The sequence below is a fragment of the Synergistaceae bacterium genome (genome assembly GCA_012521675.1).
GTDB lineage: Bacteria > Synergistota > Synergistia > Synergistales > Aminobacteriaceae > JAAYLU01.
The window spans coordinates 13,350-28,782 of record JAAYLU010000046.1; the positions used below are offsets into that span (position 1 = coordinate 13,350).

A 15,433-nucleotide genomic window follows, 5' to 3' on the forward strand; every position below is an offset into this window, starting at 1 on the left:
CCTTTTAAAACCTATCATCCTTATTATGCTCTTTATTCCATATTATTTCAACAGCTGAAGAGGCATCTTCCTCGGAAGGTCCCCAGGGCTTATAATGGAAGGGCCGCGAATTTTTGGAAAGGGAGTAGTAAGTTGAACCCCGTTGCTCAATTAAACGTCGTGAAGTGCGTTCTCTCCATCCGCAAATCAAGGACCGAAAGGGTCGACGCCTTCTTTTACGAGATCCTCTCGCCGGCCGGGGTATTCTCGTCCCGGTTGGCCCTCATCCCGTTCGATGCAGGCCACAAGGTGGACATCGAGTCGGACGTTCGTACTTTCCTCTCCTTCACCGAAGAGCTTTTTATCCGGCAGGAGCAGGGAGAGCCGTACCTCGCGGAAAGCGCCATGGCGGAACTGGACGCGTTGCTGGGCGAGATCCTTTCTCCCGGCGAGATCAGGCAGGCCGTGGAGAGAGGCGAGGAGACTCACAAGGTCCTTGAGGAGGACGTAAGAAAGGAGATCCTCCTGAGGCTCGGCTACCGAGTCACTGTCTATCTGAGGGTGGAACAAAGCGACGGCGAGACTCTCGCTCCCTTTATACGGGAGGATGGAACGAAGGTCGCCGAGGGGGAGGAGGACACGCCCGGAAAGGTTCCGTATTTGATACCGTGCGCCCCGGTCATCGATCCCGTAAAAGGTACGGCCGTGGGATCGCTGCAGAACGGAGATCAAATACTGCTGAGGCTTCCCGAGGACGAGAACGCCCCCGTGCTTGAGAAGCTTCGCAGGGCGAGCCCCGATTTCGACGGGGTCGCCGCCGGAGAGGTCATCTCGGTTCACCAGGACAGGGGCGGCGGGTTCACTGTCCTGGTTCACCTTTCCGACGAGTTCAAAGGGGTTGTGTCGATGGAGGGCAACAGCCGGATTCGGACCGGCTCTTTAGCGGCACGACCGACGGCTCTGTCCGAGGCGCTTCATCCCGCCAACGGAGCAAGCGCCGATGAGAGCTCACCTACCGAGTCCAAGCCCCCCGGTGAGAACTCCTTCTACACGCCGTATTTTTTGCTGACGGCGTCGATGCTGGTGCTCGTTCTGGTGCTGCTCTACTTTAGATTCATATTCTGAGGGAACAAGCCGGGAACCGCGAGGACGGAAGTGCCAGCAAGCACCCTGTCTCCCTCCTCGACCTGCGCCCTTGTGCCTGCGGGAACATATAAATCGACCCTGGAGGCAGAGGCCATCAAACCGTATCTCTCCCCCCTGCTCACCCTCTTGTCCTTCGAGAGCCGGCACACGACATCCCTCCCGGGAAATCCGGCGGTCTGAGCCAGGATGACCAGCCCAAAATCCGTGGACAGCTCGATGATCGTCCTCTCCCACTTTCTCTGGGTGTTCGTCGCCGCGCCCGCTTTCATCCTGCCAGGGTATCTCACCAGTCTCTCGACGACCCCGTCACAGGGCGAACGATTGACGTGAACGTCAAAAAGCCCTGTCTCGATGCTTATCCTGAGTGCCTTGCCGATCGACGGGAACTCACCCCTTTCAACTCCCGCCACCACGCCGTCCGCAGGGGAAAGATAGCCCTCCTTCTCTGCCTGCCTGTCGGGATCCCTGAAGAACCAAAAGGCCCCCGGGAGAAGAGGCGCAAGAAAGAGTGCCACCGGGGGGGCGAAGTACAGGCTCCCCAGCATCATGAAGGCGACCAGGGCGATCGCTGCCCAACCTTCCCTTACCGGCTTCACTTCTCGTCCCCTTCGCAGACAATGGCCTCCTCGCAGCAGACGTCGCCCCTGATCACGCTCACGTCGGCCACGCTGTCGCCTTCGTCCAGGCGAACCGTTATCGCGCCCATGGCCGTCCTGCTGAGTATCGGTATCTCGGCTACCGCGACCCTTATTATCCTGCCGCGCGAGGTCGCCGCCATGATCTCGTCCCCCTCGGCCACGGACCAGCATCCCACCAGGTCGCCTGTCCTGGGGCCGAGCCTCATGGCACGCACCCCGAGCCCTCCCCTGTGCCGCAGAGTGAACTCCAAGAAGCTGGTTCGCTTGGCAACTCCCCTCTCGCCGATCACGAGAGCGTGGCGATTCGGGTCGACGACCTCGCAGCTTATCACCTCGTCGCCCTTGCCAAGCCTGATCCCGCGCACTCCTCGCGCCGTCCTGCCCATGGAGCGGAATGCCTTCTCGCTGACCCTCAGCCCCTGCCCCTTGGCGGTCATGAAGAGAAGCTCGTCCTCGCCCGACGTCAGTCGAACCTGGGCGATTCCATCCCCCTCGTCGAGCGTCAGCACCCTTTTGCCGCCCCTGCTCACGTGAGTTATCTCCGAGAGCGACAATCGCTTGGCGACTCCTTTGCGCGTGGCAAAGAAGAGCTGGCTCTTCCCCTCGGCGCTTCGCCCGTACATGGAGACGACCGTCTCCCCTTCGTCAAGCGGCACAAGCTTTCCTACGTGTCTGCCCTTGCCAGAGCGAGACTCCGGGATCATGTGGCCGCGCACGGCATACACTCGTCCCGTCGATGTGAACAGGTACACGTCTTTATGGGTGTTTGTCACCGCGAATACCGAGATCTCGTCCTCCTCGCGCAGAGGGGCTCCTCTCCGCCCCTTTCCCCCCCTGGCCTGGGGAACGTACTCGTCTAAACTTCTGCGTCGCAGGAAGCCGTCCTTGGAGAGGGTGACGACTATGTCCTCCTCGGGGATGAGATCCTCTATGGAGACCTCCTCGTAGCTTTCGATTATCTCGGTCCTGCGCGGGCTGTCGAACTTCTTCCGCAGTACGTCGAGCTCGTCCTTAACGACGCCGTCGAGGATCCTCGGTTCGCTGAGAATGCTTCTTAATCGCTCGATGTCCGCTAACAGGGATGCGAGCTCCTGGTCGAGCTTTTCCCGCTCCAGCCCGGTCAGGCGCTGCAGGCGCATCTCAAGTATCGCCTGTGCCTGGAGGTCCGAGAAGCCCAGCGGGCCCGAAAGCCCCGCCTTCGCCTCCTGCGCTGTGCGGGCGGCCCTTATGACGGCGATGACCTGGTCGATTATATCCAGGGCCTTGACCAGCCCCTCGATAATATGGGCACGCGCCAAGGCCTTCTCCAGCCTGAAGTTGGTCCTCCTGCGGACTACGCTGCGCCTGTGCTCCAGGAAATGAGAGAGCATCTCGGCGATCGGCAGCTCCTTCGGACTGTTGTCCACCAGTGCCAGGTTGATGACCCCGAAGGTCGACTGAAGCTGGGTGCGCCTGTAGAGTTGGCGCTTTACCAGCTCGGCGTCGGCGTCCCGCTGAAGGTCAAGCACTATTCGCAGCCCGTCTCGGTCCGACTCGTCCCTGACGTCCGCTATGCCATCTATCAGCTTGTCCTGCACGCAGGAGGCTATGGTCTCGATCAGAGAGCCCTTGTTGACCATGTAGGGGATCTCCGTGATGACGACCGCTGTCCTTCCCCTCTTGCCCTCCTCGACGTGAGTCCTTCCCCGCAGGATTATCTTTCCCCTGCCGGTGCGGTAGGCGTCGACGATGCCGTTTATCCCCAGTATTATCCCGCCCGTCGGAAAGTCGGGGCCGGGCAGTCGCGAGTAGATCTCTCCAAGCTCCGGCTCCCCCTCGCAGTCGATCAGGTACTCAAGGGCGTCAGCCACCTCCAGCAGGTTGTGCGGCGGGATGTTCGTGGCCATTCCTACGGCTATGCCGGAGCTGCCGTTTACCAGCAGGTTGGGTATCATAGACGGAAGCACCAGCGGTTCCTGAAGGGACTCGTCGAAGTTAGGCCCCCATTCGACCGTGTCTTGGTCTATGTCGGCCAGCATCAGCTCGCCCGTCTCGTACAGCTTGGCCTCGGTGTAGCGCATGGCGGCGGGCGGGTCTCCGTCTATGGAGCCGTAGTTGCCCTGCCCGTCGACCAGCGGGTAGCGCATGCTGAAGTCCTGGGCCATCCTTGCCATCGTGTCGTATATCGCCGTGTCGCCGTGGGGATGGTACTTTCCCATGGTCTCTCCGACGACGCGAGCCGACTTTTTGTAGGCGGAGCCCGGCTTCAGCCCCAGCTCCATCATCGAGTACAGGATGCGCCTCTGCACGGGTTTAAGCCCGTCGCGCACATCCGGAAGCGCCCGCCCTACTATGACGCTCATCGCGTAGTCGAGGTAGCTGTTCTTGATTACCTCCACGAGCGGAAGCGGCAATACTTTTCCGGAGAGGGCGTCATGCTTGAGTTCGTCCATCTATTCCTTTGACCTCCAAAACCGACTCATCGGGGGATTTGGCGAGAAAACGCACGGAAACCAGCGCTTATTGTACCACGTAGAAGCGCCCGGTACCGTGCGTTTTGAGTGGGCATGAGCCTCTCTTGCAGGGACTTTCGCCTATATTTCCCTGAACACGGCTCCCTCCGCCCCGGAGGTCACAAATGAGCGATACCGGGCCAGGAAACCGCTGCCCGCCGGAGTCTCCCTCGGATGCCAGTTCTCCCTCCTGCGGGCCAGCTCCTCGTCCGACACGACGAGCCGAAGCGACCGTTCCGGTATGTCTATCTCCACAATATCGCCCTCTTGAACCAGGCCGATCGCTCCACCGGCCGCCGCCTCTGGCGACACGTGCCCGATCGACGCACCGCGGGACGCACCGGAGAACCGGCCATCGGTGATCAGGGCGACGGTCTTGTCCATCCCCATTCCTGCAAGCGCAGAGGTGGGAGTGAGCATCTCGCGCATCCCCGGGCCGCCCTTGGGGCCCTCGTAGCGGATAACCACGACGTCCCCGTGGTTGATCCGGCCGCCCAGGATCGCCTCCGTGACCGACTCTTCGCTGTCGAACACACGGGCCGGGCCGGAGTGCTTCAACATGGACTGGTCGACCGCCGACTGTTTCACCACGCTGCCCTCCGGCGCGATGTTGCCCTTGAGGACCGCGATGCCGCCCTGCTCGTGATACGGGTCGCGCAGCGGCCTGATGACGCCGTCGTCCTGGACGCGGACTCCCTCCAGGTTCTCCGCCACGCTTCTCCCCGTTACGGTGAGAGGGCTGGTGTCGATGAGTCCTCCGTCGGCAAGGCGGGCCATGACGGCTTGGACCCCGCCTGCGGCGTAAAGGTCCTGGATGTGGTGCGTGCCGCCGGGGCTCATACTGCAGAGATGCGGAGTGCGTCGGCCAATCTCGTCGAAACGGTCGAGCGTCAGTGATAGGCCGGCTGCAAGTGCCAGGGCGGGCAGGTGGAGTGCCGTGTTGGTCGAGCCGCCGAGCGCCATGTCGACCGCGACGGCGTTGTCGAAAGCCGTTCGGGTCATTATGTCCCTGGGGCAGAGCCCCTTGTCGAGCAGCGCCATCACGGTCCGTCCGGCCTCCTTGGCCAACCGGTCGCGCGCGGAGTAGACCGCCGGGATCGTCCCGTTTCCCGGCAGGGCGAACCCCAGCGCCTCCATCATGCAGTTCATCGTGTTGGCGGTGAACATCCCCGCGCAGGAGCCACAGGTAGGGCATGCAAGGTCCTCGATCTCGCGAAGCACCTCGTCTGAGATCGTGCCCGCCGCCCTCTTACCCACCGCCTCGAAGACGTTGCTCAGGTCAACGTCCTCCCGGTCCTTGACCCCCGCCAGCATTGGCCCGCCGCTGACCATCACCGCCGGGATGTTTAAAGACAGTGCGGCCATGGCCATGCCCGGGATTATCTTGTCGCAGTTGGTGACCAGCACCAGCGCGTCCAGCGCGTGCGCCCTGGCCATAAGCTCTATCGAATCCATTATCAGCTCTCGGCTTGGGAGGGAGTACTTCATCCCCTCGTGGTTCATGGCTATGCCGTCGCAGACGCCGATCACCGGGAACTCCAGCGGGAGTCCACCGTGGGCGTAGATGGACGACTTGACCGCCTCGGCTATCCTGTTCAGGTGTATGTGCCCGGGGATTATCGAGTTGTAAGCGTTGGCAACGCCAATCCACGGACGGTCTATCTCCCAGTCCGTGTAACCAGACGCCTTCAGCAGCGATCTATGAGGCGCCCTCTCTGCGCCCCTTTTCGCACTGTCGCTTTTCATTGAAACAACCTCCTATCGCCAATTATCGATGAAAGGATTATAGCCCCTCGCGCGACTATTACAAAGCACGAGATCCCCGAACGGCCACTTGATGCTACACTGTGGCATTGAGGAGTGATGCCATATGTCGGATTTTGAAATGCTTGCGGGAAGGATTTCGGACATTCGGACGGAGGAGGACGGGGCGCACGCGTCGGGTATCGAGAAGCGTGTCGTCTTCTCTCCAAATAGACACTGGAGCGACTACGTGGCGCGCCACTTCGCGGTGAGCGAGGGGACTGAGTCCCCGTTCCACAGCCATCCGTGGCCCCACTACATCTTCATACTGTCCGGCAGGTGCGACGCGACCATCGACGGCACCACCTACCCGCTGGAGGGAGGGTGCTGGGCTTTCGTGCCTCCGGGCGTCGAACATTCGCTCCGGAATACAGGAGAAGGTTCGTTCGAGTTCATCTGCATCGTGCCGCCGGAGGGAGACCCGGACGCCGTCAAGTAGCCTCTGAAAAGCGGAGGGCCGGTCGTCCGCCGGCCCTCCTGTAGATCCCTAGGGGAAGTCGACTTTCATAACCCGGAAGAACCACGGGTAGACGGACTTCAGGAAGTACGGGTTCAGCGCGAACATGACGAACAGCCCCATGGCCATCACCACGTGTACCACCGAGATCAGGCCCCTGAACTTCTCCTTCCTGCCCATCGACCCGAGGTAGCCCTCGCACACGAGGAAGGCGGTCGTGTAGTATATCCATCCGCTTGTCTCCGGCTGCAGCATGAATAGCATCGTGCGGATGACGCAGTAGGCCGACCAGATCCCGAGGAAGTAGATGCGGATCCCGGCCATCAGGAGGTTTATGATGAGGGCGATTCCCTTGTGGAACAACCCTCCCTTTTGCTCGATGCCTTCGACCGCGTCAAGGGCGGATTCGATGAAGGGGAGAAGATACCGCACGTAGCCTACGGTGAGTATCCAGCCCCAGAAGAGAAGATAGCTCGTGAATTTAAGATAAGTCAACAACCGTTCATGCCCTCCAAATCTGTTTTTCGGCTTCGGCCCATGCGGTTCAGTCCCGCTCCACTATGGGCTTCGAATAGGACGTCTCCGTGTCCCAGGGGAAGAGGATCCACGTGTCCTGGCTGACCTCAGTGATAAAAGTATCGGCGAAGGGCCTGCCCTCCGGCTTCGCGTAGACGGCGGCGAAGTGCGCCCTGGGGAGCATTTTTCTGACAACCTGCGCGGTCTTTCCCGTGTCCACCAGGTCGTCGATCAACAGCCATCCCTCCCCGTCCCCACGGATCTCCTTGAGTATGGAGAACTCTCCCTGGGTGCGCAGAGTGTAGCTGGACACGCAGACCGTGTCCACGAGCCTTATGTCGAGCTCGCGGGCTATGATCGCGGCTGGTATCAGTCCGCCCCTCGCTATCCCGATGATTCTCTCCCATTTTTGAATGCCCACCAAGCGCCAAGCAAGCGCCTTGCAATCCCTGTGCACCTGCTCCCACGATATGGGGTACATCTTGTTATACGTGTCGCCGGACAAAGTCAAACCCTCCCCCGTGCTTTTCGCTCTTTTTCATGCCCCGCTATTCTAGCACGGGGGGCCTGGTTGCGGAAGCAGGAGCAGACGAGCGAGCGCCGTATAAGACCGGGCGGAATATATCCTATTTTTATAAAGGTGCTGTATAATTCTCTGCGAGGGATGCACCCTCAATATCAGAAACAGGGAGGTAGATGGTATGAAAAGGTTTTCCTGGCTACTCGTGTTCGCGCTCGTTTTCACCCTGTGCGGTGCGGCATACGCTGAGTTCCCGCCGATTCCCGCTGAAGATATCAATCCCGGTTTCGTCTATATCGGCCCCATCGGCGACGGCGGATGGACCTTCATGCACGAGAAGGGACGTCTGGAGATGGAGGAGGAGTACCCCGGTGTCAAGTCGACCTTCGTCGAGTCCATCCCGGAGAGCCATGACTCGGCAAGGATCTTCGAGACCATGGTCCGGAACGGCTCAAAGGTGATATTCGGCACCACCTTCGGCTACATGGACTTCATCCTCGAGGTGGCGAACAAGTACCAAGACGTGATCTTCATGCACTGCTCGGGATACAAGGACGCCCCCAACATGGGGACCTACTTCGGAAGGATGTACCAGGCCCGCTACCTCTCCGGCCTGGTAGCCGGCAGGATGACGAAGAACAACAAGATCGGCTTCGTCGGCGCTCACCCCATTCCCGAGGTCATCAGGGGGATCAACTCCTTCACGCGCGGAGTGCGGAAGGCGAACCCGGACGCGGAGGTCCACGTGATCTGGATCTTCTCGTGGCTCGACCCGGCGAAGGAGAAGGAGGCCGCGAAGGCGCTTATCGACCTTGGCGCGGACGTGCTGGGAATGCACGCCGACACCGGGGCCACCCCGCAGGCCGCCGAGGAGGCCGGCGTCTACGTCGTGGGGTATAATAACGACATGATCGCCTACGCGCCCACAAAGCACCTGACCGCGCCCATCTGGGACTGGGGGATGGTCTACAAGGAGACCATCGGACAGGTCATCGACGGAACCTGGGCGCCCAAGCACATATGGTACGGTCTGAAGGAGGGCATGGTGGACCTCGCCCCCTACGGGCCGGACGTGCCGGACTCGGTGAAGGAGCTGGTCGAGGAGGAGAGGGCCAGGATAATCTCCGGGGAGTGGGACGTCTTCCACGGGCCGGTGAAGGACCAGAACGGCGAGGTTAAAGTACCGGAAGGCTCTGGCATGACGGATGCCGAGATGCTGTCGATGAACTGGTTCGTCGAGGGAGTGAGGGGCGAGCTGCCTCAGTAACCTTGATGACTGCTGAAAGGGGTGCGGTCTCCGCGCCCCTTTTTTTACGATAACAAATGCACTGGGGGTAGGGATATGGGTGCGCCAGATCCTTCTCAACTGCTCGTCCGCATGGAGAAGATCACCAAGCGATTCGCCGGCGTGACGGCCAATCTGGATGTGGACTTCGACGTACGCGCCGGGGAGGTCCACGCCCTCCTCGGGGAGAACGGCGCGGGCAAGTCAACCCTGATGAGCGTGCTGTACGGGCTATACCGGCCGGACAGCGGCAACCTCTTCGTCGACGGGAGGGAGGTCTCCTTCTCATCGCCTCGGGACGCCATCGCGTCGGGCATTGGAATGGTCCACCAGCACTTCATGCTGGTACGAAGCCAGACAGTGTGGGAGAACATGATCCTGGGCCTGGAGGGGCTCTCCACAGTCCTCCCCAAGCGAGCGATCCGCGACAGGATTGACGAGCTGTCTCAGCGATACGGGCTGCTTGTCGACCCTGACGCGAGCGTATGGCAATTGTCGATCGGCGAGCAGCAGCGGGTAGCGATACTCCAGATGCTGTACAGGAGAGCGAAGATACTGATCCTCGACGAACCCACGGCGGTGCTGACCCCCCAGGAGGCCGAGCACCTGTTCGAGACGGTCCGCCAGATGACGTCCGAGGGGCACGGGGTGGTCTTCATATCTCACAAGATGGACGAGGTCATGGGGCTTTCCAACCGTGTCACAATACTGCGAAAGGGGCGTCATGCCGGAACCCTGGACACCTCCTCCACCACCAAGGAGAAGCTGGCGGAGATGATGGTCGGACAGAAGGTGGTCTTTCAGATCGAGAAGAAGCCTGTCCCTCCCGGGAGGCCCGCGGTCGAGTGCCGCGATATTCACGCGCTGAACGATAGAGGCTTGCCCGCGCTGTGCGGCGTGACTCTCACGGTTCGAGAGGGGGAGATTATGGGGGTGGCCGGAGTTGCGGGAAATGGCCAGCTCGCCCTGTGCGAGGCGATCGTCGGTCTGCGCGTCGTGGAATCCGGGAAAGTCCTTATAAACGGCGATGACCTGACCAACTCCTGTCCGAAGCACATCATAGACAGGGGACTGCACTACATTCCGGCGGACAGGAAGGGGACGGGGCTCGTCCCCAACATGAACGTCAGCGAGAACTCGATCCTGAAGAGGTACTGGCACAAGCCGGTGTCGAAGAGGGGCTTCATCGTGTGGAGGGAGGTCTTCTCCTTCGCAAGCAGCCTGGTGTCGCAGTACAACGTCAATACTCCGTCGATCGGGACTCCGGTGCGGAACCTGTCGGGCGGCAACCTTCAGAAACTGATGCTCGGAAGGGAGTTGAGCGACTCGCCGAAGGCGATAATCGCGGCCCATCCTACTTGGGGGCTTGACGTGGCAGCGACGAAGTTCGTCAGGGAGCGGCTTCTTGAGGCGCGCGAGTCGGGTGCGGCGGTGCTGCTGGTCTCCGAGGACCTGGACGAGCTGCTCGCGATGAGCGACCGGCTGGCGGTAATCTTCAAGGGGCGAATCATGGGCGTGATAGATGATCCCGCCGGGACTCCTCTTGAGAGCATCGGCCTTATGATGGCGGGCACGCCTGCCTGCGAAGCCCTTGAAACGGCGAAGGAAGGGGGGAGGCCAGCATGAAACTCTCGCTGAAGGTTGAGCCGCGCCTTGAAGTGCCCAGGCTGCTGGGGTTTGCGATACCGCTTCTCTCTCTGCTCTCGGCCCTCGCGGTCGGAGCGGTCTTCCTCCACTTCATGGGCGTGTCGCCCGCCAAGGCGTACTCCACCATCATCCGGGCCTCGCTGGGGGATGCCTACGGGATAAGCGAGACGATTGTGAAGGCCATACCCCTTACCATGGTCGCCATCGCGGTGATGCTGGCTTTCACCATGCTGATCTGGAACATCGGCTGCGAGGGGCAGATCTTCATGGGAGCGATAGCCGCGGCGGCCGTCGTGCGGTACTGCAATGTAGACAGCCGCCTGCTCATGTTCATCATGCTCTTCGCGGCCTCGGCCCTGGCCGGGGGGCTTTGGGCCGCCATAGCTGGCTTCTTCAGGGCCAAGTGGAACGTAAACGAGATCATCACTACGCTGATGCTCAACTACGTCGCCATAAACTTCTTCAACTACTTCATCTACGGGCCGTGGCGCGACCCGACCAGCCTCGGCTTTCCCATGACGCCTCTTTTTCCTGCCGCGGCAAGGCTTACATGCTACTGCGGTACCAGGGTGCACGCCGGGCTTATACTGGCCCTGCTGCTGCCGGTAGTCTTCTGGGTGATACTGCGATTCACCAGGTGGGGGTACGAGATCCGTGTCATGGGCGAGAGCCCCAAGGCCGCAGGCTTCGCCGGCATGAGCTACGTAAAGAACGTGGTGCTTGTGATGTTCATCTCCGGGGCCATCGCCGGCGTCGCGGGAATGTGCGAGCTATCCGGGCTGCAGGGCCGCCTCCAGGCGGGCTTCTCCGGCGGGTACGGGTACACGGCGATAATCGTCGCGTGGCTTGCACGTCTGCACCCGATCGCCATAATTCTTGTCTCCTTCCTGCTGGGCATCCTGCTTGTGGGCGGAGAGACGCTTCAGATCGTGATGCGCCTTCCCCTGTCGAGCATGCTTGTGCTGCAGGGGCTGATACTCTTTTTCGTCCTTGGCGGGGAGTTCTTCCGCAAGTTCCGCATCAGGCTGGTCCGCCTCGAACACCGAGCGCCCGTGAAGGAGGTTGAGTGACATGGAGATCCTCACGCCAATTCTCACGGCGGCGGTGCGAAGCGGAACACCCATACTGTACGCCACTCTCGGCGAGATTGTCACCGAGAAGGGCGGAATTCTGAACCTCGGGCTCGAGGGGATCATGCTGCTCGGCGCCTACGCGGGCTTCGCGGTATCCTACTCCACCGGCAGCCCGTGGCTCGGAGTAGCGGGGGCATTCTGTATCGGGATGATCCTGGGGCTGGTACACTCGTTCATCTGCGTCACGCTGAAGGGGAACCAGGTGGTGAGCGGCCTCGCCATGACGATGTTCGGCACTGGCGCATCGTCCATCCTGGGCAGGGACTTCATCGGGGTTACGATCGAAGGGTTTGACAGATTATCAGTCCCTCTGCTGTCGGAGATCCCGGTTATCGGGCCTGCCTTTTTCAAGCACGACGCTCTTATCTACTGTTCCTACGCGCTCGTCATCTTCCTCTGCTGGTTCTTCGCCTCCACCAGGCAGGGGCTGTACCTGCGGGCCGTGGGGGACAACCCGAGGGCGGCGGATGCGATGGGCATCTCGGTCGCGAAGACCAGGTACTTCTACACGATGGTCGGTGCCGGGATCGTAGCGGTCGGAGGCGCTCACATGTCGGTGGCCTACACCAAAATGTGGGCGGAGCATATGACAGCCGGACGCGGGTGGATCGCCGTCGCGCTGGTGATCTTCGCGATCTGGCACCCTGCGCGTGCAGCCTTCGGCGCGTATCTCTTCGGCGGGGTCGAGGCCTTCCAGCTCCGGCTGCAGGCCGCCGGGACGACCATCCCCGCCCCGATTCTGATGATGCTGCCGTACCTGATGACTATCGGCGTGCTGCTCTTCATATCCATCAGGAAGGGCAAGGGCATCGTCTACGGCGCCCCGGCCGCGCTGGGACTTCCTTTCTTTAGGGAGGAGAGAGACTGATCAACCAGTGACAACGGCACTGCCGTGCAATAGCCGGGCGACTTCTTCGCATGCCGCCCGGCTTTATTTTTTCCCGAACGGAGGTTTTTATAAAGTGGATTTATTCTTTAAGTGCGTTCCGGCCTCGGGTGCTCTGCTGAACGCCGCGGCGATCATAGTTGGAGGGCTGGCCGGATTGATTTTGCATTCCCGCCTGTCAGACAGGTATGTCGAGATAACATTCCAGGGTCTGGGGCTCTTCACCCTGATGCTGGGCTTCCAGATGGCTTTGAAGACTCAGAGCGCGATCATCATGGTGTTCAGCATAGTGGGCGGTTCGCTCATGGGAGAGTGGATGGACCTGGAGAGTCGGCTAGACGACCTGGCCGAGTGGACAAAGCGCAGGATCCGCTCCAAGAACGAGAGGTTCACGGAGGGTTTCGTCGCGGCCTCTCTTCTCTTCTGCGTCGGATCGATGGCCATTCTCGGGGCGATCGAGGAGGGCACGGGCGGGTTTCCGCAGCTCTATATCACCAAGTCCTTCATGGATCTGATGGCGGCCGCGGCCATGGGCGCATCCTTAGGGGTGGGCGTGGTCTTCTCCGCCCTGCCGGTCCTGCTCTACGAGGGAACCCTCACGCTGTTGGCCGAGGCTGCCCAACGGTTGATGAGCCCGCAGGCGGTCGACGAGATAACGGCGATCGGCGGGCTGATGATGCTGGGGATCGGTTTTGGAATTTTGGGGATCAAGAAGATGAGAGTGGTCAACATGCTTCCCGCTCTCGCGGTAACCTTGCTGCTGACCACTCTTTTCTTATAGCGCAGCTAGCTTGGACGCCATCTGAACGCCGGCTCGGTCACACCGTAGATGGCGTTTTTCTTCTCCTTCAGCAGGGCCCAGATCTGGTCGCCGTAGTCGTAGTGCCACCACTCATCCGGGTAATTGACAAAGCCGGCCTTGCTCATAATGTAGTGCAGGAGCCTTCGGTTGTACATGGCCTCCTCTTCGTCGGCCGTCAACGACTCTTTCTCCTCGAGCTTCTTCTCGAACCACGCTATGCCGGATCTCTCGGAGGTCTCGTCGAAGACCGTCCCCATCGGCAGGAAGATTCCTGTCGAGTCGACTATCGTCAGGTCCACCGCGCCTCCCGTCACGTGAGGAGAGGGGTGCTGCGGGTGCAGCGACGGAGGGGCGACGTACTGGGAGGCGAGGCTCGTGATCTGGGCGTCGTTCAGCAGGGGCATCTTCTCCCTCAGCTCGGAGCGGAACTTCTGAAAGAGGGTCGTCTGGATGCTTCGCGGCCGCCAGGAGTCGAGCAGCACAAAGCGGCACCCCTTCGGAAGCATGTCGGCCGCCTCCAGGAGCCGTTCGAGGACCGAGCGCCTGACGTAGCATTCCGGCACGGCCCGCTCGATCATGTGCAGGTAGTACTGGGGCCTCACGAGGATCTTCTCCGGTACGAGGCTGGCCGGGACCATCTCCTCGCCGCACTCCTCTATCGGGATCGCTCTCACTTCGTCCCATGAGAAGGGCGGTGGCTCGGGTATCGGGATATCCATGAAGGGGTGATTCATCTTCTTATATCTCCTTCCATTTCCGCTTTTAAAGGTTGAGAAGCCGCGGAATAAATACTGTCAGCGAGGGGAACACGATGACCGCCGCCAACACAATCAGGGCCACGCCTATGAAGGGCCAGATGTGGATGAAGACGTCCGAGAGCTTCACCTTTCCCACGGCGGCGACTATGTAGTTGCACGCGCCCATCGGCGGGGTGATCAGGGCGATCGTGACGTTCAGCGTCATGACGACTCCGAAGTGAATGGGATCGATGCCGGCCTTCAAGGCTATCGGCGTGAATATCGGCGTCAGGAGGGCAAGTGTGGAGACCTCCTCCATGAACATCCCGACCGGGAATATTATCGCGCTGAGCACTATCATGAGAAGGGTGGGGCTGTCGTGGAACCCGGCGCCCAGTATGAATGTGGCGAACCTCTGGGGGACCCTCTCCCACTTCAGCAACCATCCAATGACCATCGCCGCCCCCATTATGAGGAAGATGGAGCTGGTCAGGCGGGCTGTCTCGTAGAGCGACTCGCCGATGATCCGCAGGGTGAGCTGCCTCGTGTAGAACACTCCCGCGATAAGGCAGTAGGCTACCGCCAGTGCGCCCGACTCGGTGGGCGTCACTATTCCGCTAACTATCCCCCCTATTATGATCAGGGGGGCGAACAGCGCCACCAAGGACTTTGAGAGTATCTCCTTCCTGTTCTTGCGTATGTACTCGAAATCCGCCACCGGTACCTGGTAGCGGTGCGAGTAGAAGTAGTTCATGACCATGTAGGCCCCTCCCAGCAGCAGACCCGGTAGTATCCCCGCTGCGAACAGACCCCCTATGGAGGTGTTCGTCATCGATGCGTAGATGATCATGAAGATGCTCGGGGGGATTATCGGGCCGATGAGGGAGCTGCCCGCTGTTATCCCCGCGGAGTAGGCGGGCGAGAAGCCGTCCTTCACCATCGCGGGTATGAGGATGGAGCCGAGCGCGGACGCATCCGCCGCCGCAGATCCGTTGACCCCGGCCAGGATTATGCTGGCGACCACGTTCACGTACCCCAGGCCGCCCCTGACGGAGCCGACGATGAGCCTGCTGAAGTCGAGGAGCCTGTCCGTCAGCCCTCCCCTGTTCATCAGGATGCCCGCCAGGATGAAAAAGGGTATCGCCATCAGTGAGAAGACGTCCATTCCGCCGAAGAACTGCTGGCTGACTACGCGCATAAGAGTGATGTCGCCCAGCATCGCGACTCCGACGATGGAGGTCGACAGGAGGGAGATGAACAGCGGTACGCCGAGCACCATCAGGGCGAGGAAGACGAACAGCATCGAAAAGCCCATGGATCTACTCCTTCCCCCGGACGAACCAGGCGATAGTAGTGCCCGCCATCAACAGCAGAAATCCGACCGGCACGGAC

At 60.8% G+C, this 15,433-nt stretch carries 14 protein-coding genes; 7 read left to right on the forward strand and 7 right to left on the reverse strand.

Translation table 11 applies throughout. The features are described 5' to 3' along the window. Positions 1 to 132 precede the first annotated feature (132 nt). Positions 133 to 1,104: a hypothetical protein gene (locus GX181_05240; GenBank protein ID NLM71345.1), complete on the forward strand. Its 972-nt coding sequence runs from the start codon at positions 133 to 135 to the stop codon at positions 1,102 to 1,104. Here GX181_05240 and GX181_05245 read toward each other — a convergent pair. The 3 genes from GX181_05245 to ilvD all read right to left on the reverse strand — a co-directional run bounded on the left by GX181_05245 (position 1,083) and on the right by ilvD (position 6,001). Further along, positions 1,083 to 1,721, reverse strand: coding sequence for a phosphatidylserine decarboxylase family protein (locus GX181_05245; GenBank protein NLM71346.1), 639 nt, complete (start codon positions 1,719 to 1,721; stop codon positions 1,083 to 1,085). The genes GX181_05240 and GX181_05245 overlap by 22 nt on opposite strands. Continuing rightward, positions 1,718 to 4,195, reverse strand: coding sequence for a DNA gyrase subunit A (gene gyrA, locus GX181_05250; protein NLM71347.1), 2,478 nt, complete (start codon positions 4,193 to 4,195; stop codon positions 1,718 to 1,720). Before gyrA ends, GX181_05245 begins: the two co-directional genes overlap by 4 nt. A 141-nt stretch (positions 4,196 to 4,336) precedes the next feature. Beyond that, positions 4,337 to 6,001, reverse strand: a complete 1,665-nt coding sequence (ilvD, locus tag GX181_05255; GenBank protein ID NLM71348.1) for a dihydroxy-acid dehydratase — start codon at positions 5,999 to 6,001, stop codon at positions 4,337 to 4,339. Positions 6,002 to 6,125: 124 nt separating this feature from the next. Here ilvD and GX181_05260 point away from each other — a divergent pair, with 124 nt between their 5' ends. Continuing rightward, the gene (locus GX181_05260; GenBank protein NLM71349.1) at positions 6,126 to 6,497 is read left to right on the forward strand and encodes a cupin domain-containing protein; all 372 of its coding nucleotides are present in this window, start codon (positions 6,126 to 6,128) and stop codon (positions 6,495 to 6,497) included. 48 nt (positions 6,498 to 6,545) lie between these two features. Here GX181_05260 and GX181_05265 read toward each other — a convergent pair whose 3' ends face one another. Both GX181_05265 and gpt read right to left on the reverse strand, forming a co-directional pair. After that, positions 6,546 to 7,013: a hypothetical protein gene (locus GX181_05265; GenBank protein ID NLM71350.1), complete on the reverse strand. Its 468-nt coding sequence runs from the start codon at positions 7,011 to 7,013 to the stop codon at positions 6,546 to 6,548. A gap of 46 nt (positions 7,014 to 7,059) precedes the next feature. Next, positions 7,060 to 7,512: a xanthine phosphoribosyltransferase gene (gene gpt, locus GX181_05270; protein NLM71351.1), complete on the reverse strand. Its 453-nt coding sequence runs from the start codon at positions 7,510 to 7,512 to the stop codon at positions 7,060 to 7,062. Between the two features lie 220 nt (positions 7,513 to 7,732). Here gpt and GX181_05275 point away from each other — a divergent pair, with 220 nt between their 5' ends. The 5 genes from GX181_05275 (at position 7,733) to GX181_05295 (ending at position 13,283) form a co-directional block, all read left to right on the forward strand. Beyond that, on the forward strand, positions 7,733 to 8,818 hold the full coding sequence (locus GX181_05275) for a BMP family ABC transporter substrate-binding protein (protein NLM71352.1): 1,086 nt from the start codon (positions 7,733 to 7,735) through the stop codon (positions 8,816 to 8,818). A gap of 75 nt (positions 8,819 to 8,893) precedes the next feature. After that, a complete protein-coding gene (locus GX181_05280; GenBank protein NLM71353.1) occupies positions 8,894 to 10,462 on the forward strand; it encodes an ABC transporter ATP-binding protein in 1,569 nt (522 codons plus the stop codon). Next, positions 10,459 to 11,553, forward strand: coding sequence for an ABC transporter permease (locus tag GX181_05285; GenBank protein ID NLM71354.1), 1,095 nt, complete (start codon positions 10,459 to 10,461; stop codon positions 11,551 to 11,553). The genes GX181_05280 and GX181_05285 overlap by 4 nt, the downstream gene beginning before the upstream one ends. Position 11,554: 1 nt before the next feature. Next, positions 11,555 to 12,484: an ABC transporter permease gene (locus tag GX181_05290; protein NLM71355.1), complete on the forward strand. Its 930-nt coding sequence runs from the start codon at positions 11,555 to 11,557 to the stop codon at positions 12,482 to 12,484. 94 nt (positions 12,485 to 12,578) lie between these two features. Next, the gene (locus GX181_05295; GenBank protein ID NLM71356.1) at positions 12,579 to 13,283 is read left to right on the forward strand and encodes a DUF554 domain-containing protein; all 705 of its coding nucleotides are present in this window, start codon (positions 12,579 to 12,581) and stop codon (positions 13,281 to 13,283) included. Positions 13,284 to 13,288: 5 nt separating this feature from the next. Here the strand turns inward: GX181_05295 and GX181_05300 are convergent, their stop codons facing one another. Next, positions 13,289 to 14,038, reverse strand: a complete 750-nt coding sequence (locus GX181_05300; protein ID NLM71357.1) for a M15 family metallopeptidase — start codon at positions 14,036 to 14,038, stop codon at positions 13,289 to 13,291. Positions 14,039 to 14,066: 28 nt separating this feature from the next. Beyond that, the gene (locus GX181_05305; protein NLM71358.1) at positions 14,067 to 15,356 is read right to left on the reverse strand and encodes a TRAP transporter large permease; all 1,290 of its coding nucleotides are present in this window, start codon (positions 15,354 to 15,356) and stop codon (positions 14,067 to 14,069) included. Positions 15,357 to 15,433: the final 77 nt, after the last annotated feature.